Genomic DNA, 21,419 nt, shown 5'->3' with positions numbered 1-21,419 from the left:
GACGGCAGCGAGCCTGCTCCCCATAAAACCAATGCGGTCAGAAGAGTTTCAGCGGTTCTTCGTTGAGCGCCGACAGTTGCTCGCGCAACGCCAACACCTGGTCGCCCCAATAGCGCTCGCTGCCGAACCACGGGAAGCTGTGGGGGAACGCCGGGTCGTCCCAGCGCCGGGCCAGCCAGGCGCTGTAGTGCATCAGGCGCAGGGCGCGCAGCGGTTCGATCAACGCCAGTTCGCGCGGGTCAAAGTCGTGGAACTCTTGATAGCCGTCCATCAATTCCGACAGCTGGCCCAGGCATTCCTGACGGTCGCCGGCGAGCATCATCCACAGGTCCTGTACGGCGGGGCCCATGCGGCAGTCATCCAGGTCGACGATATGAAACATCTCGTCGCGGCACATCATGTTGCCAGGGTGGCAATCGCCATGCATGCGGATGTTCTTGTGCGGTGTGGCCTTGTACACCTCTTCGACGCGCTTGAGCAGGTCACGGGCCACCGACTCGTAGGCCGGCAGCAGGCTCTTGGGAATAAAGTTGCCTTCGAGCAGGGTGTTCAGGGAGTCGTGACCGAAGTTCTTCACGCCCAAGGCTTCGCGGTGTTCGAACGCACGGGTGGAACCCACCGCATGCAAGCGGCCGAGCAATTGCCCGAGGCGATACAGTTGGTCGAGATTGCCCGGCTCCGGCGCGCGGCCGCCACGACGGGGAAACAGGGTGAAGCGAAAGCCTGCGTGTTCGAACAGGCTTTCGCCGTTGTGGATAAGGGGTGCGACTACCGGCACGTCGCATTCGGCCAGTTCGAAGGTGAAGCGGTGTTCTTCAAGAATCGCTTCGTTGGTCCAGCGCTGGGGACGATAGAACTTGGCGATCAGCGGTTCACCGTCTTCGATGCCCACCTGATACACGCGGTTTTCGTAGCTGTTGAGCGCCAGCACGCGAGCATCGCTGAGGAACCCGATGCTTTCGACGGCGTCGAGTACCAGATCAGGGGTAAGTGTTTCAAACGGATGGGCCATGCGAACTCCTGCGCGCAGCAGGGCGCCGCGTCCGGCCGGGTATGGTAACGCACACGGCTTGCGATAGGGGGCGACTTGAGTATCACCATCGGGGTAAGCCCCTCCCACATGGGTGGGCGGGTCTTGCCCCGATGGCGGTCAGTCAGGCGCCCACAATCCCGCCATCATCGCGCCGAATCGCCATCACCGAGGAGCGCGGTTTGCCATTGGGCAGGTGCTCCGGCCAGGTCGAACCACCGGTTTCGCCGGGGTGTTGAATCCCCACAAACAGCGTTTTTTGATCCGGCGAGAAGCTGATCCCTGTCACCTCACAGGCCACTGGTCCCACCATGAATCGACGAATTTCCCCGGTGACCGGGTCGGCGCACAGCATCTGGTTATTGCCCATGCCGGCGAAGTCGCCTGCGTTGCTGTAGTCGCCGTCAGTGAGAATCCACAGGCGCCCGGCCTTGTCGAAACCCAGGCCGTCGGGGCTGTTGAACATGTTCTGCGGGTTGATGTTGGACGAGCCGCCCTTGGGCTTGCCGGCGTGAATGCCGGGGTTGCCGGCCACCACAAACAGGTCCCAACTGAAGTCGGCGGCGCCGTGGTCATCGGCATTGGCCTTCCAGCGCAGGATCTGGCCGTAGACGTTCTTCTCCCGTGGGTTGGGGCCGCCCACCGGTTGGCCGTCTTCGCCGCGTTTGGCGTTGTTGGTCAGGGTGCAGTAGACCTGGCCGTCGGTGGGGCTGACCACGATCCATTCCGGGCGGTCCATGCGTGTGGCCTTGACCACGCTGGCGGCCAGGCGCGCGTGGATCAACACTTCGGCCTGGCTGGCGAAACCGCTGGCGGCATCGATGCCGTTTTTGCCATGGGTCAACTCCACCCACTGGCCTTTGCCCTTCGGATGATCGGCGTCGCCGTCGCCCGCGTCGAAGATCGCCACATATAAGGTGCCGTGGTCGAGCAGGTCTTTGTTGGCCTTGGGGTTTTTGTGGTTGATCTTGTCGCGGCTGACGAACTTGTAGATGAACTCGCCGCGTTCGTCATCGCCCATGTACACCACGGCGCGGCCGTCACGGGTTTCGGCAAGCGCCGCGTTCTCGTGTTTGAAACGGCCCAGGGCGGTGCGTTTGACCGGGGTGGATTGCGGGTCGAACGGGTCGATTTCCACTACCCAGCCATGTCGATTGAGTTCGTTCGGGTTCTTGGCCATGTCGAAACGCGGGTCGTGCAGGTGCCAGTTGATGTCCTTGCTGGCCGCCACCACGCCGTAGCGTTTTTGCCCGGCATCGAAGGTTTGCTGTGGGTTGCTGCTGCCGAAGCAGTCGGTGAAGTTCTCTTCACATGTCAGATAAGTGCCCCACGGCGTCTTGCCATTGGCGCAGTTCTGGAACGTGCCGAGGGCTTTTTTGCCGGACGTGTCGGCGCTGGTTTTCAGCCAGTCGTGACCGGCGGCGGGGCCGCTCAGGCGGATCGGCGAGTTGCCGTGAATGCGCCGGTTGTAGCGCGAGTCCTGGACGAACTGCCAGGTGTCGCCCTTGCGCCGGATTTCGATCACCGACACGCCTTCGCTGGCCTGGGCCTTGCGCACATCTTCGGCTGATTGCGGTGCGCCGCCGTGGGCGTAGAGGTAGCGGTAGTTGGTGTATTCGTTGTTGATCGCCATCAGCGCGCGGTTGTCGTCACCGGGGAAGGCAAACAGGCTCATGCCGTCGTTGTTGTCGCCGAACTGCTGCTCCTGGGCCTTGGCCGTGCCGTTGCCGGACGGGTCGAAGGCCGGCGCGTTCTTGTGCAGTGGCTGGCCCCAACTGATCAGCACCGAGGCGCTGTAGCCTGGCGGCAGGGTGATGGTGTCGCTGGTGGCGGCGGCGATGCTGGTGAAACCCAGCAGCGGGCTGGCGGACGCGGCATTTACGGCCAGGGCGCTGCGGCTGAGCAGGTTGCCGCCCAGGAACATCGCCGCGCCGCACAGTGCACCGGCGCCGATAAAGCGACGGCGGGTCAGGCCGACCATCTGTTCGAGGTCGGTGGCTTGGTTCTCTTCTAATAGGTTCATCTCAGGCTCCTTGAGTGCTTTTTGCCAACACCTTAAGCAGCCGTTGTGACGAAACTGTTGCAGTTTGAAGGCTCAGGCGCCGAGGCAGCCAATCAGACGGGCGTGCCGAGCAGCACATGGCTGGGTGCGAATTGCACCCGGATTGCCTGGCCCTCGGCGGTACCCAGGGCCGTGAGCGCCTCGGGCTGCGCCAGCGCGTATAGAACCAGACCGTTGGGCAGGTTGATGCGCACTTCGCTGGGACCATCGTCCGCGTCGAAAATCGCCGCGACGGTGCCGCTCAAGCAATTGTGTCCAAGTGTTGCAGTTGCCAGCGGCGCGAGCAGTTCCAGCCAGCCGGCCTTGATTAAGGCGACCACTTCCACGCCCGGCTCCAGCTCCAGCCGTTGCGTACTGTCGTGGGTGATTTGCGCGCTGAGCGCCAGCCCGTCCGCCAGTTGCAGATGGATCAAGTCGTTGCGGCCATGGCGTTCAATCGCGCTGACCTGGCCATGCAACTGGTTGCGTGCGCTGGTACGCAGCATCAAGCGGCCGAGCAGGTGGAAGTCACTGGTGGCGTCGTCCGAGCCCAGCACTTGTGCTTGCAGCACTTGCAGGCGTTGGTAAAGGCGCAGCACTCGTTCACCTTCGGCGGTGAGCCTGGCACCGCCACCGCCTTTGCCGCCGACACTGCGTTCCACCAGGGGTTTTTGCGCGAGGTTGTTCAGCTCATCGATGGCGTCCCAGGCGGCCTTGTAACTCAGGCCGGCGCTTTTGGCGGCGCGCGTGATGGAGCCCTGCTCGAAGATATGGGCGAGCAAGGCGATGCGCTGGGGGCGGCGCACGATATGTTGGCTCAGAGAGGTCGGAAGTGACATGGGCATACGCTGTGTGGGAATGAGCGGACGTTGCGGCTGCGAGGCACCGGAGTCAAGTGCCGGGCTTGGGCGTGCGGGCCACGCAGTACACGTCCACTTGCCGCGCGCCGGCGTTGATCAACAGCCGCGCCAGGCTGTGGGCGGTGGCCCCGGTGGTGAGTACGTCGTCCACCAGGGCCACGTGACGCCCTTGCACTTGCGCGTCGGCGGTCAGGGCAAACGCGCCGAGCAAGTTGCGCTTGCGGGTCTTGGCGTCGAGGGCCTGTTGCGCCAGGGTTTCGCGGGGACGTAACAGCACGTGCTCATCACAGGGGATGTTCAGGTCGGTGCTGAGCCAGCGTGCCAGCATCAGCGCCTGGTTGTAGCCGCGTTCGCGCAGACGCTTGGCGGCCATGGGCACCGGCAGCAGGGCGTCCGGGCGGGTAAGTGCCGTGTTATCAAAACGATGTTGCAGGTGGTGCCCCAGTAGGCGCCCCAGCATGCGTCCCAGGGGCCAGCGTGCCTGGTGCTTGAAGCGGCTGATCAGGCTGTCGACGGGAAAACTGTAGGTCCAGGGCGCGATCACCTGGGTAAACGCCGGCGGCCGCCGCTGGCACTGGCCGCAGATCAGGCCGTCCAGCGGTAAGGGCAGGGCGCAGACTTCGCAGTGTTCCATCAGCCAGGGCAATTCGGTTTCGCAGGCATTGCACACCGAATCGTCGGTTTCCGTGGGTTCATCGCAGATCAAACAGGTCTGAGTGTTTTTTGACCAGATGTAAACTTCGTGTTTGTGCCTTGGTTGACAGTGCATGAATCTTCCTTAAATATGCCGAGCATCCGTGTCGCGCCTGTGGGTATTGCCCTTCCCGCAGCGCATGTCAAAGCATAATCAAGGAATCGCCCATGAGCGCCAGCACCACTGCCACCCTGCGTCACGATTGGTCCCTGGCCGAAGTCAAAGCACTGTTCGTGCAGCCGTTCAATGACCTGTTGTTCCAGGCGCAGACCGTGCACCGCGCGCATTTCGATGCCAACCGCGTGCAGGTGTCGACCCTGCTGTCGATCAAGACCGGCGCCTGCCCGGAAGATTGCAAATATTGTCCGCAGTCGGGCCACTACAACACGGGCCTGGAAAAAGAAAAACTGATGGAAGTGCAGAAGGTCCTCGAAGAGGCCGCTCGCGCCAAAGCCATCGGCTCCACGCGCTTCTGCATGGGCGCGGCGTGGAAGCACCCGTCGGCCAAAGACATGCCCTACGTGCTGGAGATGGTCAAAGGCGTGAAGGCCATGGGCCTGGAAACCTGCATGACCCTTGGGCGTCTCGACCAGGATCAGACCGACGCCCTGGCCCAGGCCGGCCTCGACTACTACAACCACAACCTCGACACCTCGCCGGAGTTCTACGGCAGCATCATCACCACCCGTACCTACAGCGAGCGCCTGCAAACCCTGGCCTATGTGCGTGATTCGGGGATGAAGATCTGCTCCGGCGGCATCCTCGGCATGGGCGAATCCCTCGATGACCGCGCCAACCTGCTGATCCAACTGGCCAACCTGCCGGAGCACCCGGAGTCGGTGCCGATCAACATGCTGGTGAAGGTGGCCGGTACGCCGCTGGAAAACGCCGAAGACATCGACCCGTTTGACTTTATCCGCATGCTGGCGGTGGCGCGCATCCTGATGCCGCAGTCCCACGTGCGCCTGTCGGCCGGTCGTGAAGCGATGAATGAGCAGATGCAGGCCCTGGCGTTTTTTGCCGGCGCCAACTCGATCTTCTACGGCGACAAACTGCTGACTACCGCCAACCCGCAGGCCGACAAGGACATGCAGCTGTTTTCGCGCCTGGGCATCCTGCCGGAAGCCCGTGAAGAGCACGCCGATGAAGTGCATCAGGCGGCGATCGAGCAGGCGCTGGTGGAGCACAAGAGCAGCGAGCAGTTCTATAACGCGGCGGTGTGACTGAAATGAGCTCCAGCTGTGGGAGGGGCGTGTTCGCGAGATAAAGTGTATCGGCATCCGATGTGCTGACTGATCCACCGCATTCGCGAGCGCGCCGCACCTGCATTTTTGACCGCGTCCAACTTGAGCTACCGAGGCCTGCATGTCTTTTGATCTCGCCGCGCGCCTCGCTGCCCGCCGTGCCGAACACCTTTACCGCAAGCGCCCGCTGCTCCAGAGCCCCCAAGGCCCGGAAGTGGTGGTCGACGGCCAACCGCTGTTGGCGTTCTGCAATAACGATTACCTGGGCCTGGCCAACCACCCGCAGGTGATCGAAGCCTGGCGCGCCGGTGCGGCCCGCTGGGGCGTGGGCGGCGGCGCATCGCACCTGGTGGTCGGCCACGCCACGCCGCACCATGAGCTGGAAGAAGCCCTGGCCGACCTGACCGGTCGCCCGCGTGCCTTGTTGTTTACCACCGGCTACATGGCCAACCTCGGCGCGGTCACAGCGTTGGTGGGGCAGGGGGACACGGTGCTGGAAGACCGTCTTAACCATGCCTCCTTGCTGGACGCGGGCTTGCTGTCCGGGGCGCGGTTCAATCGCTACCTGCATAACGACGCGGCCAGCCTGGCCAAGCGCCTGGAAAAAGCCATGGGCAACACGTTGGTGGTCACCGATGGCGTGTTCAGCATGGACGGCGACCTCGCCGACCTGCCCGCGCTGGCCCGTGAAACCAAGGCCAAAGGCGCCTGGTTGATGGTCGATGACGCCCATGGTTTTGGTCCGTTGGGCGCCAGCGGGGGCGGGATCGTCGAGCATTTCGGTTTGAGCCAGGAGGACGTGCCGGTATTGGTCGGCACCCTGGGCAAAGCGTTTGGTACTGCCGGCGCGTTTGTGGCGGGCAGTGAAGACCTGATCGAAAGCCTGATCCAGTTCGCCCGCCCGTATATCTACACCACCAGTCAGCCGCCGGCCCTGGCTTGCGCCACGCTCAAAAGCCTGGCGCTGCTGCGCACCGAGCATTGGCGGCGTGAACATCTCAATGGGCTGATCCGCCAGTTCCGGCGGGGGGCCGAGCAGTTGGGGCTGGACTTGATGGACAGCTTTACGCCGATCCAGCCGATCCTGATCGGCGACAGCGCCAAGGCGGTGCGTTTGTCCCAGCGACTGCGGGAGCGCGGTGTGATGGTGACAGCGATCCGCCCGCCCACCGTGCCCGCCGGCAGCGCACGTTTGCGCGTGACGTTGACGGCCGCCCACAGCGCGGCGCAGGTGCAGCTACTGTTAAACGCGCTGGAAGCCTGTTTTCGCCTGGAGCTCGACCATGCGTGACCAACTGATATTGCTGCCCGGCTGGGGCCTGGGTGTATCGCCGCTGGAACCACTGGCGGCGGCGTTGCGGGGCTTGGATGAGCGCTTGCAGGTGCAGATCGAGCCGTTGCCCGTACTGGATTCCAGCGACCTGAATGAGTGGCTCGACGAGCTTGACGCCACGCTGCCGGACAACGCCTGGCTGGGTGGCTGGTCCCTGGGCGGGATGCTGGCCTCGGAGTTGGCCGCGCGGCGCGGGGAGCGTTGCTGTGGCCTGCTGACCCTGGCGAGCAACCCGTGTTTCGTGGCCCATGACGCCTGGCCGAGCGCGATGCCCGCCGACACCTTTGATGCGTTTCTCGCCGGTTGCAATGCCGACTCCCACGTCACTCTCAAGCGCTTTGGGCTGTTGTGCGCCAAGGGCGGCGCAGACCCGCGCGGGCTCTCGCGGTTGTTGGTCAGCGGCGCGCCCGGCCTATTGATGAGCGGCCTTGAACTGCTCGCGCAATTGGACACCCGCGACGCCTTGCTGGCTTATCGCGGCCCGCAGTTGCACCTGTTCGCGGGGATGGACGGGTTGGTGCCCGCCGAAGCCGCCGCTGACCTGCTGGCACTGTTGCCTGATGTTGAAATCGGCCTGATCGAACAGGCCGGTCACGCGTTTCTTCTGGAAGACCCCCACGGTGTGGCGGGGGCCATCCAGGCTTTTTTGCATGAGTGTGCCGATGACTGATTTATCCCATCCCGCCTTGCCGGGCGGCTTGCCAGACAAGCGCCACGTGGCTGCGTCCTTCTCGCGTGCGGCGGCCAGTTACGACAGCGTGGCCCAATTGCAGCGGGCAGTGGGGCACGAACTGTTGTCGCGCCTGCCAACTGCCTGCGCGCCACACCGCTGGCTGGATATGGGCTGCGGCACGGGGTATTTCAGCCGTGCGTTGGCTGCACGCTGGCCGGCGAGCCAAGGCGTGGCACTGGATATTGCCGAGGGCATGCTCAACCACGCGCGACCTTCAGGCGGTGCGCGGCACTTCATTGCCGGCGATGCGGAGCGTTTGCCGCTGAAAGCGGATGGCTTTGAGCTGCTCTTCTCCAGCTTGGCGGTGCAATGGTGTTCGAACTTCGAGGCCGTGCTCAGCGAGGCTTATCGAGTGCTGCAACCAGGCGGCGTATTGGCTTTCGCCAGTTTGTGCGTGGGCACCCTGGATGAGCTGCGTGAGAGCTGGCGCGCCGTGGACGGCCTGGTGCACGTCAACCGCTTTCGCACCTTCGAGGCTTACCAGCAACTGTGCGCGGCCAGCGGTTTGCGTGTGGTCAGCCTGGAACGCCGGCCCCATGTGTTGCATTACCCGGATGTGCGCAGCCTGACCCATGAATTGAAAGCCCTGGGTGCGCACAATCTCAATCCTGGACGCCCCGGTGGGTTGACCGGCCGTGCGCGAGTTGCCGCCTTGCTGCAAGCCTATGAGCAGTTCCGCCAGGTCCAAGGCCTGCCGGCGACTTACCAGGTGGTGTACGCCGTACTGGAGAAACCGCTATGAGCGCCGCTTATTTCATCACCGGCACTGACACCGATGTCGGCAAAACCACAGTCGCTGCGGGCCTGTTGCATGCGGCGCGCCAGGCCGGCAAAAGCACGGCGGCCGGCAAACCGGTGGCGTCCGGTTGCACGGTCACGCCCAAAGGGTTGCGCAACGCCGATGCCTTGGCGCTGCTGGCGCAGTGCTCATTACCGTTGAGTTACGCCGAGGTCAACCCGGTGGCGTTCGAGCCGGCCATCGCCCCGCATTTGGCGGCGCGGGAGGCGGGCGTGTCGCTGACGGTGCAGTCGTTGCTTAAACCCATGCAACAGATTCTGGCGCGCCGGGCGGATTTCACCCTGATTGAGGGCGCGGGCGGTTGGCGCGTGCCCTTGGCCGATCAGGCCAACCTGTCGGATCTGGCCATGGCGCTCAAATTGCCGGTGATCCTGGTGGTCGGCGTGCGCCTGGGGTGTATCAGTCATGCGTTGCTCACCGCTGAAGCCATCGCACGGGACGGTTTGCAGTTGGCGGGATGGGTGGCCAATATCATCGACCCCAAGACCTCCCGTCTGGAGGAAAACCTGGCAACCCTCGCCGAACGGTTGCCCGCACCCTGTCTGGGACGTGTTCCCAAACTCAAGCACGCCGGGGCTGAAGCCGTGGCGCCGTACTTGCTGCTGGACCTGCTTGACTGATTTTGGCTATCGCCAAGGCATTGTGCCATTAGTGTTTTTGACGGGCCTTTTGCCACGATCTCTGTTTCAATCACAGCTCACGATTCTCTAAAGGCAGGCTTAGCCATGGAAATCTCTGGAAGCAGCGCGTTTTATTCGGGCCTGAATACCATTCAGTCCGGGCAAAGCCGTGTCGACCAGGCCGCCGGCAAGATCGCCAGTGCCGCCACCAGCCAACCTTCGGATGCGCAGAATGATCGCCTGCAGGCGGTCAATCGCGGTCAGCCGACCAACTCCGCCAGCAATATGGTGGAACTGGCCGAAGGCAAATTTCAGGTCGAACTGGGCGTTAAAGTCGCCAAGGCGTCGGATGAAATGCTGGGCACCCTGATCGATACCTACGCTTAACCCTTTCTGCTGATTCCCGGCTTCGTCCTGAAGCCGGTCGCGCCTGCGCAAACCTACATTTTCTGTTTACCCCTTGTGGCTCCACGCCGCAGGCCTCGTCGCGCCTGCCATTGACGCGCGTCATGACAAACGGCATCCGGACGACGCTTGACATCCCCAGATCGTAAACGTATGTTTCAAACACCTGTTTGACCGCCACAATAAATTCCACGCGGTTGTTCATCCCAGCTACATCAGCAGAGGTTTATCGCTATGCCTGACTACAAGGCCCCCTTGCGTGATATTCGCTTCGTTCGTGACGAACTGCTCGGTTATGACGCGCACTATCAGAGCCTGCCTGCTTGCCAGGACGCCACCCCGGATATGGTTGACGCCATCCTCGAGGAGGGCGCCAAGTTTTGTGAGCAAGTGCTGGCACCGTTGAACCGTGTGGGCGACATCGAAGGGTGCACCTGGAGTGAGTCAGGCGTTAAGACCCCGACGGGTTTCAAAGAGGCCTACAAGCAATTCGTCGAAGGCGGCTGGCCGAGCCTGGCCCACGACGTGGAGCACGGTGGCCAAGGCCTGCCGGAATCCCTGGGCCTGGCCGTGAGCGAAATGGTCGGCGAAGCCAACTGGTCGTGGGGCATGTACCCAGGCCTGTCCCACGGCGCGATGAACACCATCTCCGAGCACGGCACCCCGGAGCAGCAAGCCGCTTACCTGACCAAGCTGGTGTCGGGCGAATGGACCGGCACCATGTGCCTGACCGAGCCGCACTGTGGCACCGACCTGGGCATGCTGCGCACCAAGGCCGAGCCTCAGGCCGATGGTTCCTACAAAGTATCCGGCACCAAAATCTTTATCTCGGCCGGTGAACACGACATGGCCGACAACATCGTCCACATCGTGCTGGCCCGCCTGCCGGACGCGCCGGCCGGCACCAAAGGTATCTCGCTGTTTATCGTGCCCAAGTTCATCCCGAACGCAGACGGTTCGATCGGTGCGCGCAACGCGGTGAACTGCGGTTCCCTGGAACACAAGATGGGGATCCACGGCAACGCCACCTGCGTGATGAACTTCGACGCGGCCACCGGTTACCTTATCGGCCCCGCGAACAAAGGCCTGAACTGCATGTTCACCTTTATGAACACCGCTCGCCTGGGCACCGCATTGCAAGGCCTGGCCCACGCCGAGATCGGCTTCCAGGGCGGTTTGAAATACGCTCGCGATCGCCTGCAAATGCGCTCCCTGACTGGCCCGAAAGCGCCGGAAAAAGCGGCTGACCCAATCATCGTGCACCCTGACGTGCGCCGTATGCTGCTGACCATGAAAGCCTTCGCCGAAGGCAACCGTGCGATGGTGTACTTCACCGCCAAGCAAGTGGACATCGTCAAGTACGGCACCGACGACGAGGCCAAGAAGCAAGCAGACGGTCTGCTGGCATTCATGACCCCGATCGCCAAGGCGTTCATGACCGAAGTCGGTTTTGAGTCCGCCAACCATGGCGTGCAGATCTACGGCGGCCACGGTTTCATCGCCGAGTGGGGCATGGAGCAAAACGTTCGCGACAGCCGCATTTCGATGCTGTACGAAGGCACCACCGGCATCCAGGCGCTGGACCTGCTCGGCCGTAAAGTGCTGATGACCCAGGGCGAAGCGCTCAAGGGCTTCACCAAGATCGTGCACAAGTTCTGCCAGGCCAACGAAGGCAACGAAGCCGTCAAGGAATTCGTCGCACCGCTGGCGGCACTGAACAAAGAATGGGGCGAGTTGACCATGAAGGTCGGCATGGCCGCGATGAAGGACCGCGAAGAAGTCGGTGCCGCCTCGGTGGATTACCTGATGTACTCCGGTTACGCGTGCCTGGCTTACTTCTGGGCCGACATGGCACGCCTGGCAGCCGAAAAACTGGCAGCCGGCACAGGCGAAGAAGCGTTCTACACCGCCAAGCTGCAGACCGCGCGCTTCTACTTCCAGCGCATCCTGCCGCGTACCCGTACCCACGTGGCAACCATGCTGTCGGGCGCCAATAACCTTATGGACATGAAAGAAGAAGACTTCGGCCTGGCTTACTAAGCCTTACCGGGTTCTCACTGAAACCGCCGCTCTCTTTCGGGAGCGGCGGTTTTTTGTGGGCGTCAGCCTGGCACTCAAGGTGTCGGCGTATAGGGCGTGCCGTCGCAATACACGTTGCCCGGCAATACGCCCCTGACCGCTATGGCCACCGTTGAAGATCGAAGCAGTTGACCGGTGTTATTTGGCATCCAATAGCTGAAATACATCACGCCCCTGCCGATCACTCCCATGCTGGTCGAATAGGGCACATTCACGGTAAGACCCAGTGTTGGCGCGTCGGCTGACAATACGACAGCGACCGTCACAGGTGGAACGATGAGGTTTGAACCATCGTCCTGCCGGCTCAATGCGCAGCTCAGCGTCAGCGTTTTACCGGCAATCAGAAGCACCGAAGGGGGGATAAACACCGTAATGAAACGATTTGTATAGGCCGTGTTCAAGGGTTGCGGCGAGCTGCAGTTGAGGTTGCCCTCCGCGTTCAGGTTCTGCACCCGCGGCGGCGGGAGCGTCATCAGGGCCGTCAGGTTGAAGATCAGGGCTCTGACGGGGCCGTTGAAGACTACCCCGCCGCTGGTGATTCTGAACCCCACCTGAGCTGGCGTATCCGTGGTGGGGGCAGTCGGAAGTACAGCCTGTATTTGCGCCGTGTTGACGATAAACCTTAACGGTAGCGGTTGCCCCGCATAAGTCAGCGGTGCCGTTACGGCTGCGCCCGAGAGGGTCACGGTCACCGTGTCGCCGATTTGCAAATTGTCGACGTTGTCCAGCCACACCTCCATCCCTCCCAATCCGCTTTGTAGGATATCGGCCTGGGTCACGGTGTTGTCCGGCGCGATCGCCTGTGTCACCCGTGGGATAGAGATGTTCGCCGGGGTGATCCGTACGGCCACTTTGACCTCAAGAATCAACGAGTCCCGGTCGCGGCAGCCCGCCTGGTCGATGATGCGGTAAGTCAATTGCCGCAAACCATTGCCTCGTGCACGGATAATGGCCGCCGACACAGGGATCAGGCGCTCGGCCGGTACATCAGGCAACGTAATGGGTGGGGTGTAGGGCACTTGCATGTGACTGTCGGTGTGGCCGTAGTAGAACACGCCGCGCAATTTGGTCCGGTTATTGATCTGTACATGTTCCGGAATTCTGAACAGCACCGGGTCATTGTTGGCCAGGTACTCATCGGTGATCAGCGGTGTCGCCAGATTCGCCGGCAGCAGGGGGCGCGGTGGTGTGATGGACAGATAGCCAAAAGGCGATCTTTTCTGGACGCGCAAGGACGTGCTGGTGGTTGCACGCGACACGTTGTCACCGTCTTCCAGAATGTAGGTGAGCCGATAGTCGCCCTCACTCCCCACCAGGCGGCGTGGCACGAGGACCTCGAACTCCCCGACGGGATAGGCCGGCAGTTGGTGGTAGGACAGCACTTGGTATTCCGCCGGTGGGGGCAGCTCCGCGTACACCCTGATGATGGGGCGGGAGCCGGGAGGGCCGGGCTGCGGCTGGGGCGGAATTCGAATGCGCAAGTCACCGGCTGCGGCTGTCAACGGGACAAGGCCGTCTGTATCGGGGATGGCGTCCACCACGATCAGTGGTGGCAACCGGGGGATGGCGTTACGGATCAAGAACAGTGAACTTGCACGCACCAGATCGTTGATTGAGGCGTCCATGGAAAACGCTCCCGGATGGTTGAAGGAAATTTCCTCGTCCCGACGGCTCACTGGGCGTTGTTTGGATTAAACACAGCAAACCTTGTGACGGATACTGTCAGAACTGACAGTGCGCTGGGGCTGCCTGATGCTTGGCTTTTCTCGGGACCTGTTGTGCGAGGTAAAAAACCAGAGCGTGGCACTCAGGGATTGGCCCAACCGGCCGTTAAAGTAGTGGCATAGTGATACATGTCAGACAGCTTGTGGTTAACTGTTTGCATGAAGGCATAGTGCTACTACCTTTCTGCGGGTCGGAGTTTTACCCTTGTCACGCGTGTCCGCTGTACGTTTCAGTCATTTCCTTCCTTCGTTACTGCTGTTGCTGGCGGGGCTCTCGGCTGCGTACGTCAAAGACCTCAGCGTGTTCTTCACCTCGTTGTTCAATGTGTTGCCGACTCTGGTGTTGCTGCTCGGCGGTTCTTACTGCGCTGTGTACCGGCGCCAGCGTGAGCTGTTCTTGATGATCACGGTGTACATCGCCTATTTCCTGCTGGATACCCAGACCGATTTCTACCGCGACAATGGCCGCGTACGCGAAGACGCGGCGGTGGTGTTTCATTTGTGCTGCCTGTTATTGCCTCTGCTGTTCAGCATCTATGCACTGTGGCAGGAGAAGACCCACCTGTTCCGCGACTTCGTGGCCCGCTGCGCCGTGTTGCTGGCCATCGGCAGCGTTGCGTTGGCCCTGGAGCAGAGTTACCCGGAGGCCGTGCTGAACTGGTTGGCGGAGATCCGCTGGCCGGCGCTGCATGGCAGGTGGATGAGCCTGATCCAGTTGTCCTACCCGATGTTTTTGATCGGCTTCCTCACCCTGGCGGCGCAGTATTGGTACCAGCCGCGCCCGTTGCATGCGGCGCAACTGGTGGGACTGCTGGGGGTGTTTTGGATGTTGCCGCAGACGTTCATCCTGCCGTTCACCCTCAACATCATGTGCAGCCAGGTGATGCTGATGATCGCCGCCGGCGTGGCCCATGAGGCCTATCAAATGGCGTTCCGCGATGAGCTGACCGGCCTGCCTGGGCGTCGTGCACTCAATGAGCGCATGCAGCGCCTGGGGCGCAATTACGTACTGGCGATGAGCGACGTTGATCACTTCAAACGCTTCAACGATACCCATGGCCACGACGTCGGCGACCAGGTATTGCGGCTGGTGGCGAGCAAACTGTCCAAGGTCAACGGCGGCGGGCGCGCCTATCGCTACGGTGGTGAAGAGTTCGCCGTGGTGTTTGCCGGCAAGACCCTGGATGAGTGCATGCCGCACTTGGAAGAAATCCGCGAGATCATTGCCAACTACGACATCAAGCTGCGCAACGCCGATCGGCCCCAGGATGATCAACAAGGCCGTCAGCGCCGGGCCGCCAGCGGCGCGTCGAGTGTGTCGGTGACGGTCAGCATCGGCGTGGCCGAGCGTCAGGTCGACCAGCGTACGCCCGAAGAGGTGCTCAAATCCGCCGACCAGGCGCTGTATGCCGCCAAGGGCGCGGGCCGCAACTGTGTGGTCGCCGCCGGGCAAACACGCCGTGGCGCGGTGCGCATGCAGAGCGCTGCCGGTTGAGTGATGGCGCTGTATTCAGCGCTTCTACAGTGATTGTTCGGGGCGCTGGCCGGCAGTAGGTTGAGGTATCTGCCGCCGGAGACATGACCATGCCTGAGTACAAAGCTCCCTTGCGCGACATGCGCTTTCTGATCGACAACGTGTTTGATTTTCACGGCCACTACGCCTCGCTTGGCGCCACCGACGCCAGCCCGGACATGGTCAGCGCGATCCTTGAAGAAGGCGCGAAATTTTGCGAAAACGTGCTCTCCCCGCTTAACCGTAGCGGCGACGAAGAAGGCTGCCATTTCGACAACGGCGTCGTCACCACGCCTAAAGGGTTCAAGGCGGCGTTCGCCCACTACGTCGAAGGCGGCTGGCACGGCGTCGCGGCGGACCCGGCCTACGGTGGCCAGGGCTTGCCGCAATCGTTGGGGCTGGTGCTCAGTGAAATGATCGGCTCCAGCAACACGTCCTGGGGCATGTACCCCGGCCTGACTCACGGCGCCATGTCGGCGATCCACGCCCACGGCACCGCTGAACAAAAAGACACGTACCTGGGCAAACTCACCGCTGGTGAATGGACCGGCACCATGTGCCTGACCGAAGCCCACTGCGGCACCGACCTGGGCCTGATCAAAACCCGCGCCGTGCCCCAGGCTGACGGCAGTTATGCGGTCACCGGCAGCAAGATCTTCATCTCGGCCGGCGAGCACGACCTGAGTGCGAATATCATCCATCTGGTGCTGGCCAAGCTGCCGGATGCACCGGCTGGGACCAAGGGCATTTCCCTGTTTATCGTGCCCAAGTTCCATGCCGACTCCGGTGAGCGCAACGCGGTGCAGTGCGGTTCGATCGAACACAAAATGGGCATCAAAGCCTCGGCCACCTGCGTGCTGAACTTTGACGGCGCCAAGGGCTTCTTGATTGGCGAGGTCAACAAAGGCCTCAACTGCATGTTCACCATGATGAATCACGCGCGTCTGGGCACCGGCATGCAGGGCCTGTGCAATGGCGAAGCGAGCTTTCAGGGTGCAGTCAAATACGCCAACGACCGCCTGCAAATGCGCTCGCTGACCGGCGCCAAGGCCCCGGACAAAGCCGCCGACCCGATCATCGTGCACGCCGACGTGCGTCGCATGCTGCTGACCATGAAAGCCTTCAACGAAGGCAATCGCGCGTTGGCCTACTTCACTGCGCAACTGCTCGACACGGCGCACTTGAGCAGCGACCCCGCGCAACGCCAGGAGGCCGAGGACCTGTTGGCGTTTCTCACGCCGATCTGCAAAGCCTTTATGACCGACACCGGGCTGGAGGTGACCAACCACGGCATGCAGGTGTTCGGCGGCCATGGCTATATTCGCGAATGGGGCATGGAGCAATTGGTGCGTGATGCGCGGATTGCACCGATCTATGAGGGCACCAATGGCATCCAGGCCCTCGACCTGCTGGGGCGCAAGGTGCTGGGCAGCCAGGGCAAGCTGCTGCGCGGGTTCACTAAAATCGTGCATAAGTTCTGTGCGGCCAATACCGAGCATCCACAGCTCAATGCCTACGTGGCACAGCTCAATCAACTGAATCAGGAATGGGGCGCGCTGACCACCCAAGTCGGTATGGCCGCGATGAAAAACCCTGACGAAGTGGGCGCGGCGGCGGTGGATTACTTGATGTACAGCGGTTATGTGATCCTCGCCTACCTGTGGTTGCGCATGGCGATGGCCGCGCAGGAGCATGACGATGTCGAGTTTGCCAAGGCCAAACTGGCCACCTGCGAGTTCTACTTCAAGCGCCTGTTACCGCGTACTGCCAGCCATCGCGCGGCCGTGGAGGCGGGCAGCGAATGCCTGATGAGTCTGCCTGCGGAGGCCTTTGGACTCTGATGACTTAAAAATACCGATCAGTCACAAGTGGACCCTATGTGTCGGAAAAGTTGTTCGGGTACACTCGGGGCCTGTAAAACCGATCCTATCGAATCACTTTTCACGTTCTCACGAGGTTTGCCATGGCTGATTACAAAGCGCCGTTGCGTGATATGCGCTTCGTCCTCAACGAAGTATTTGAGGTTGCCAACACTTGGGCCCAATTGCCTGCGTTGGCAGACACGGTTGACGCCGAAACCGTTGAAGCGATCCTCGAAGAGGCCGGTAAAGTCACCGCCAAGTCCATTGCTCCCCTCAGCCGAGGCGGCGATGAGCAGGGTTGCCGTTGGGACAACACGGCGGTGTTTACCCCCGACGGTTATCCACAGGCCTACAAAACCTACGCCGAAGGCGGCTGGGTCGGCGTAGGCGGCGACCCGGTGTTCGGCGGCATGGGCATGCCCAAGGCAGTGTCGGCGCAGGTTGAAGAGATGATCAACTCCTCTAGCCTGGCGTTCGGTCTGTACCCGATGCTGACCTCCGGTGCCTGTGTGTCGATCGCGACCCACGCCAGCGACGAACTCAAGGCGGCCTACCTGCCGAAGATGTATTCCGGTGAGTGGGCCGGCTCCATGTGCCTGACCGAGGCCCATGCCGGCACCGACCTGGGGATGATCCGCACCAAGGCTGAGCCTCAGGCGGATGGCACCTACACGATCAGCGGGACCAAAATCTTTATCACCGGTGGCGAGCACGATCTCACCGAGAACATCATCCACCTGGTATTGGCCAAGCTGCCGGATGCGCCGGCCGGTCCCAAGGGCATCTCGCTGTTCCTGGTGCCCAAGTTCATGGTCAACGCCGATGGCAGCCTGGGCGCGCGTAACCCGGTGAGCTGCGGCTCTATCGAACACAAGATGGGCATCCAGGCCTCCGCGACCTGCGTGATGAACTTCGACGCCGCCGTGGGTTACCTGGTGGGTGAGCCCAACCGTGGGTTGGCGGCGATGTTCACCATGATGAACTACGAGCGCCTGGGAGTGGGTATTCAGGGCTTGGCGTCGGGCGAGCGTTCTTACCAGAACGCCATCGAGTATGCGCGTGACCGCCTGCAAAGCCGTGCGCCGACCGGTGCCCAGGCCAAGGACAAGGCCGCCGACCCGATCATCGTCCACCCGGACGTGCGCCGCATGCTGCTGACCATGAAAGCTTCGAACGAGGGCGGTCGGGCGTTTTCCACGTATGTGGCGACCCAACTGGACATCGCCAAGTTCAGCGAAGACGCGGCAGCCCGCGAGCGTGCCGACAACCTGGTGGCATTGCTGACGCCGGTGGCCAAGGCGTTCCTCAGCGACCTGGGCCTGGAAACCACGGTGCTCGGCCAGCAGATATTTGGCGGCCACGGCTATATTCGCGAATGGGGCCAGGAGCAACTGGTGCGCGATGTGCGCATCACCCAGATCTACGAAGGCACCAACGGCATTCAGGCCCTGGATTTGATGGGGCGCAAGATCGTCGGCAGCGGCGGTGCTTTCTATACCTTGTTTGCCGACGAAATCCGCCAGTTCATCGCTGACGCGGGTCCTGAGTCAGCCGAGTTCACCCAGCCGCTGAGCGTTGCGGTGGATAACCTGGATGAACTGACTGCCTGGGTACTCGATCGCGCCAAGACCAATCCAAATGAGATCGGTGCGGCCTCGGTGGAGTATTTGCACGCGTTTGGTTACATGGCCTACGCCTACATGTGGGCACGCATGGCCAAGGCGGCGTTGGGCAAGGAGGCCGAGGAAGATTTCTACGCCAGCAAGCTGGGCACTGCACGCTTCTACTTTGCACGGTTGCTGCCACGTATTCACTCCCTGAGTGCTTCGGTAAAAGCCGGTAGCGAATCGCTGTTTTTGCTGGATGAGGCCCTGTTTTAAAGGCTTGGAGGGCTTGTAAGCAATCTCTTACATGACGTGCTGCTAATCGTCCTCTATCGCCACATTGGATCCACGGATAATCTACTTCACATGGACGTCGCGCAGGAAGCGCAAAGCAACAACACGGACACGTAGGATTCTGCCAGGAAGGCGGAGTGAAATGGATGTCAGGGAAACAGTCTGCAAAGCCCCGCTTCGGCGGGGTTTTCTTTTGCCTGCGAAAAAGTCAGGCGGGCGGCTGAGGCGCATTCATCACGTCTTCCAACAAGGCGCGCAGCAACGCCAGTGTCGCCTGTTGGCGCTGCACATCGCGGCAGACCAGGCCGACCTTCAGCGGCACCCTTGGCTCACTCAGGGGTTTCCACAGCAGCAACTGGCTATTGTGTTCATCCTGGGACCGCCCCGGCAGCACGGTCGCCAATTTGCTATTGGGCAGGCTGTCGAGAATCCCCACCATGGTATTGAGCTCCGCCTGCACCTGGGGACGCCGGCCAAGGTTGGCGAGTTGGCCCTGCCAGATCTGTCGGATCTGAAACTCTTCTCCCAACAGCAACATTGGCAATTCAGCGGCCTGTTTCAGCGAGACTTTCTTGAACTCGCGCAGCGGGTGATCCTCGGGGATGACCACCTTCAGCTCATCCTCATACAGCAACACTCCGTGTAACCCTGGCTGACGGGGCGGCAGATAGCTGATGCCAATGTCCAGCGAGCCGTTGAGCAACCGCCTTTCGATTTCCAGCCCGGTCAATTCGTAGATCTGCACCACCAGATGTGGCTGGGCCTTGCGCACGCGTTCGAGCATCTGCGGGACCAGGCTGGTGTGGACGGTTTGCAGCACGCCGATGGCCAAGGTGCGCAATGCCTGGCCCTTGAAGTTGCGCAACGCCTCGACGGCCTGCTGCATGCCATCAATCAGGGGCAACGCGTGGTTGTACAGCGTGTGGGCTGCCAAGGTCGGCAACAGGCGTTTGCTGCTGCGTTCGAACAGGCTCACATCCAGGTTTTGCTCCAGATGGCGGATCTGTTGCGACAAGGCCGGTTGGGAGATCGACAGACGTTCAGCGGCACGGCCCACGTGGCCCTCTTCATACACAGCGACGAAATAACGCAGTTGCTTGAAATCCATAAGTCTTTCTTATCGAAAAAGCTGGAAAATCGAAATGGCCCTTGGCCCCCGAGACGCCTAGTCTAGCGCCTATTCGCAGGGCTTACAGGGCCAGATCGGGCAATGAACAGTGTTTGTGTTGATAGCGTTTACATAGGAAATTCAAAAAATGCACAGGCGGTGTTCGCACCAGGCTCATTTGCTATCGGGGGCGATCTGTGAACCTGTTCAGCAAACGTCGGCCCGCGCCAAGCCTGGATGATCTGCTTATGGACACCACCGTCGAGCGGTCCAGCGAGTCCCTGATGCCCACGGTGGCCCGACCACCCCACGTGTTCGTACGCGGTCAGGGTTCCTGGCTGTGGGACAGCGACGACCGTGCCTACCTGGACTTCAGCCAAGGCTACGGCGCCAATAGCCTCGGGCACAGCCCGCAGGTATTGATCAAGGCGCTGAGCGAGCAGACCCAGGCACTGATCAACCCCGGCATGGGCTTGTATAACCGTACTCAACTTAACCTCGTCGACCGCCTGTGCCACCGCACCGGCAGCGATCAGGCCTACTTGCTCAACAGTGGCGCGGAGGCCTGTGAAGCGGCGATCAAGCTGGCGCGCAAGTGGGGCCAGCTGCATCGTGGCGGCGCTTATCGCATCATCAGTGCCAGTAACGGCTGCCATGGCCGCAGTTTCGCCGCGCTGGCCGCGTCGGCGAGCACCCTGGAAAACCGTTTCGAGCCGCAACTGCCTGGTTTCAGCCACGTGCCCTTCAACGACCTGCCGGCCCTGCACGCAGCGGTTGACGCGCAAACCGTCGCGATCATGCTTGAGCCGATCCAGGGCGCCGGCGTGTTTCCTGCGACCGAGCACTACCTCAAGGGCGTCGAGCATTTGTGCCGGGAGCTGGGCATTCTGTTGATCCTTGACGAAGTAAAAACCGGCCTCGGTCGTTGCGGCACGCTGCTCGCCGAGCAACAGTACGGTGTGCATGCCGACATCATCGCGCTGGGTAAAGGCCTGGGCGGCGGTGTACCGCTGGCGGCATTGCTGGCGCGGGGCAAGGCATGCTGTTTTGATCTCGGTGAGCTGGAAGGCACCCACCATGGCAACGCGCTGATGGCTTCGGCCGGTGCGGCGGTGGTGGACTCGGTGCTGGAGCACGGTTTTCTGGAGCATGTGCGCGAGTCCGGCGCTCACCTTGGCGAAGGCCTGGCTCGCCTGGCCTACCGCTATGGTCACGGTGAATTACGCGGCCAGGGCCTGATGTGGGGGCTGACGTTGTCGGATGATTCTGCCGACGCGGTAGTAAAAGCCGCGCTGCATGAAGGCCTGATCCTGACAGCCGCGCAACCCGACTGCCTGCGCTTCACCCCGGCGCTCACCGTGAGCCAAAGCAACATCGACGAAATGCTGCTGCGCCTGGCCCGCGCCTTCTCCCGCGTGCGCACTGCGCAATTGCAGTGCCGCAAGGGCATCGCCGTTTAACCCCTATTCCTGAACC

General features: G+C 61.8%; 17 protein-coding genes. 11 read left to right on the top strand and 6 right to left on the bottom strand.

The features are described 5' to 3' along the window. Positions 1-37 precede the first annotated feature (37 nt). The 4 genes from KZX66_RS14330 to KZX66_RS14315 all read right to left on the bottom strand — a co-directional run bounded on the left by KZX66_RS14330 (position 38) and on the right by KZX66_RS14315 (position 4,700). Positions 38-1,012 carry a serine/threonine protein kinase gene (locus tag KZX66_RS14330; RefSeq protein ID WP_248080340.1) on the bottom strand — a complete coding sequence of 325 codons (975 nt, stop codon included), beginning with the start codon at positions 1,010-1,012 and terminating at the stop codon, positions 38-40. Positions 1,013-1,154: 142 nt separating this feature from the next. Next, positions 1,155-3,053, bottom strand: a complete 1,899-nt coding sequence (locus tag KZX66_RS14325) for a PhoX family phosphatase (protein ID WP_248080338.1) — start codon at positions 3,051-3,053, stop codon at positions 1,155-1,157. A 92-nt stretch (positions 3,054-3,145) separates the two neighbouring features. Next, complete coding sequence (locus tag KZX66_RS14320) at positions 3,146-3,910, bottom strand: TOBE domain-containing protein (RefSeq protein WP_248080336.1); 765 nt, start codon at positions 3,908-3,910, stop codon at positions 3,146-3,148. 52 nt (positions 3,911-3,962) lie between these two features. Further along, positions 3,963-4,700 (bottom strand): ComF family protein, encoded by a 738-nt coding sequence (locus tag KZX66_RS14315; protein ID WP_248080334.1) that lies wholly within the window; start codon positions 4,698-4,700, stop codon positions 3,963-3,965. A 92-nt stretch (positions 4,701-4,792) separates the two neighbouring features. Between KZX66_RS14315 and bioB the strand changes: the two genes are divergently transcribed. From bioB to KZX66_RS14280, 7 genes are all read left to right on the top strand, one after another. Beyond that, positions 4,793-5,848: a biotin synthase BioB gene (gene bioB, locus KZX66_RS14310; protein ID WP_248080332.1), complete on the top strand. Its 1,056-nt coding sequence runs from the start codon at positions 4,793-4,795 to the stop codon at positions 5,846-5,848. 142 nt (positions 5,849-5,990) lie between these two features. Beyond that, entirely contained in the window at positions 5,991-7,160 is a 1,170-nt protein-coding gene (gene bioF, locus KZX66_RS14305; protein WP_248080330.1) for an 8-amino-7-oxononanoate synthase, read from the top strand. Then, a complete protein-coding gene (locus tag KZX66_RS14300) occupies positions 7,153-7,872 on the top strand; it encodes an alpha/beta fold hydrolase (protein ID WP_248080328.1) in 720 nt (239 codons plus the stop codon). The genes bioF and KZX66_RS14300 overlap by 8 nt, the downstream gene beginning before the upstream one ends. Continuing rightward, the gene (gene bioC / locus KZX66_RS14295; protein ID WP_248080326.1) at positions 7,865-8,677 is read left to right on the top strand and encodes a malonyl-ACP O-methyltransferase BioC; all 813 of its coding nucleotides are present in this window, start codon (positions 7,865-7,867) and stop codon (positions 8,675-8,677) included. The genes KZX66_RS14300 and bioC overlap by 8 nt, the downstream gene beginning before the upstream one ends. Further along, positions 8,674-9,354, top strand: coding sequence for a dethiobiotin synthase (gene bioD / locus KZX66_RS14290; RefSeq protein ID WP_248080324.1), 681 nt, complete (start codon positions 8,674-8,676; stop codon positions 9,352-9,354). The genes bioC and bioD overlap by 4 nt, the downstream gene beginning before the upstream one ends. A gap of 105 nt (positions 9,355-9,459) precedes the next feature. Continuing rightward, complete coding sequence (locus tag KZX66_RS14285; protein ID WP_099585700.1) at positions 9,460-9,741, top strand: pyrroloquinoline quinone biosynthesis protein PqqE; 282 nt, start codon at positions 9,460-9,462, stop codon at positions 9,739-9,741. Between the two features lie 252 nt (positions 9,742-9,993). Beyond that, a complete protein-coding gene (locus KZX66_RS14280) occupies positions 9,994-11,799 on the top strand; it encodes an acyl-CoA dehydrogenase C-terminal domain-containing protein (RefSeq protein WP_248080322.1) in 1,806 nt (601 codons plus the stop codon). A gap of 74 nt (positions 11,800-11,873) precedes the next feature. On the opposite strand, the gene KZX66_RS14275 is transcribed toward KZX66_RS14280, so the two are convergent. Then, the gene (locus KZX66_RS14275) at positions 11,874-13,463 is read right to left on the bottom strand and encodes a hypothetical protein (RefSeq protein WP_248080320.1); all 1,590 of its coding nucleotides are present in this window, start codon (positions 13,461-13,463) and stop codon (positions 11,874-11,876) included. Between the two features lie 304 nt (positions 13,464-13,767). Between KZX66_RS14275 and KZX66_RS14270 the strand changes: the two genes are divergently transcribed. The 3 genes from KZX66_RS14270 (at position 13,768) to KZX66_RS14260 (ending at position 18,817) form a co-directional block, all read left to right on the top strand. Further along, positions 13,768-15,057: a GGDEF domain-containing protein gene (locus KZX66_RS14270; RefSeq protein ID WP_248080318.1), complete on the top strand. Its 1,290-nt coding sequence runs from the start codon at positions 13,768-13,770 to the stop codon at positions 15,055-15,057. 89 nt (positions 15,058-15,146) lie between these two features. Next, a complete protein-coding gene (locus KZX66_RS14265; protein ID WP_248080316.1) occupies positions 15,147-16,916 on the top strand; it encodes an acyl-CoA dehydrogenase C-terminal domain-containing protein in 1,770 nt (589 codons plus the stop codon). A 122-nt stretch (positions 16,917-17,038) separates the two neighbouring features. Further along, a complete protein-coding gene (locus tag KZX66_RS14260) occupies positions 17,039-18,817 on the top strand; it encodes an acyl-CoA dehydrogenase C-terminal domain-containing protein (protein WP_248080314.1) in 1,779 nt (592 codons plus the stop codon). Positions 18,818-19,043: 226 nt separating this feature from the next. Here the strand turns inward: KZX66_RS14260 and KZX66_RS14255 are convergent, their stop codons facing one another. Further along, positions 19,044-19,943, bottom strand: coding sequence for a LysR family transcriptional regulator (locus KZX66_RS14255; RefSeq protein ID WP_248080312.1), 900 nt, complete (start codon positions 19,941-19,943; stop codon positions 19,044-19,046). Positions 19,944-20,140: 197 nt separating this feature from the next. Between KZX66_RS14255 and KZX66_RS14250 the strand changes: the two genes are divergently transcribed. Continuing rightward, positions 20,141-21,403, top strand: coding sequence for an aminotransferase class III-fold pyridoxal phosphate-dependent enzyme (locus KZX66_RS14250; RefSeq protein WP_248080310.1), 1,263 nt, complete (start codon positions 20,141-20,143; stop codon positions 21,401-21,403). Positions 21,404-21,419: the final 16 nt, after the last annotated feature.

The organism is Pseudomonas sp. EYE_354 (genome assembly GCF_023148575.1).
GTDB lineage: Bacteria > Pseudomonadota > Gammaproteobacteria > Pseudomonadales > Pseudomonadaceae > Aquipseudomonas.
Note: the sequence above shows the minus strand (reverse complement) of the source record. Positions and strands in the feature narration are given on the sequence as shown.

Bases quoted from the DNA above. Each gene is read 5' to 3' on its own strand.
- KZX66_RS14330 (WP_248080340.1), bottom strand. From the start codon at position 1,012: ATGGCCCATCCGTTTGAAACACTTACCCCTGATCTGGTACTCGACGCC.
- KZX66_RS14325 (WP_248080338.1), bottom strand. From the start codon at position 3,053: ATGAACCTATTAGAAGAGAACCAAGCCACCGACCTCGAACAGATGGTC.
- KZX66_RS14320 (WP_248080336.1), bottom strand. From the start codon at position 3,910: ATGTCACTTCCGACCTCTCTGAGCCAACATATCGTGCGCCGCCCCCAG.
- KZX66_RS14315 (WP_248080334.1), bottom strand. From the start codon at position 4,700: ATGCACTGTCAACCAAGGCACAAACACGAAGTTTACATCTGGTCAAAA.
- bioB (WP_248080332.1), top strand. From the start codon at position 4,793: ATGAGCGCCAGCACCACTGCCACCCTGCGTCACGATTGGTCCCTGGCC.
- bioF (WP_248080330.1), top strand. From the start codon at position 5,991: ATGTCTTTTGATCTCGCCGCGCGCCTCGCTGCCCGCCGTGCCGAACAC.
- KZX66_RS14300 (WP_248080328.1), top strand. From the start codon at position 7,153: ATGCGTGACCAACTGATATTGCTGCCCGGCTGGGGCCTGGGTGTATCG.
- bioC (WP_248080326.1), top strand. From the start codon at position 7,865: ATGACTGATTTATCCCATCCCGCCTTGCCGGGCGGCTTGCCAGACAAG.
- bioD (WP_248080324.1), top strand. From the start codon at position 8,674: ATGAGCGCCGCTTATTTCATCACCGGCACTGACACCGATGTCGGCAAA.
- KZX66_RS14285 (WP_099585700.1), top strand. From the start codon at position 9,460: ATGGAAATCTCTGGAAGCAGCGCGTTTTATTCGGGCCTGAATACCATT.
- KZX66_RS14280 (WP_248080322.1), top strand. From the start codon at position 9,994: ATGCCTGACTACAAGGCCCCCTTGCGTGATATTCGCTTCGTTCGTGAC.
- KZX66_RS14275 (WP_248080320.1), bottom strand. From the start codon at position 13,463: ATGGACGCCTCAATCAACGATCTGGTGCGTGCAAGTTCACTGTTCTTG.
- KZX66_RS14265 (WP_248080316.1), top strand. From the start codon at position 15,147: ATGCCTGAGTACAAAGCTCCCTTGCGCGACATGCGCTTTCTGATCGAC.
- KZX66_RS14260 (WP_248080314.1), top strand. From the start codon at position 17,039: ATGGCTGATTACAAAGCGCCGTTGCGTGATATGCGCTTCGTCCTCAAC.
- KZX66_RS14255 (WP_248080312.1), bottom strand. From the start codon at position 19,943: ATGGATTTCAAGCAACTGCGTTATTTCGTCGCTGTGTATGAAGAGGGC.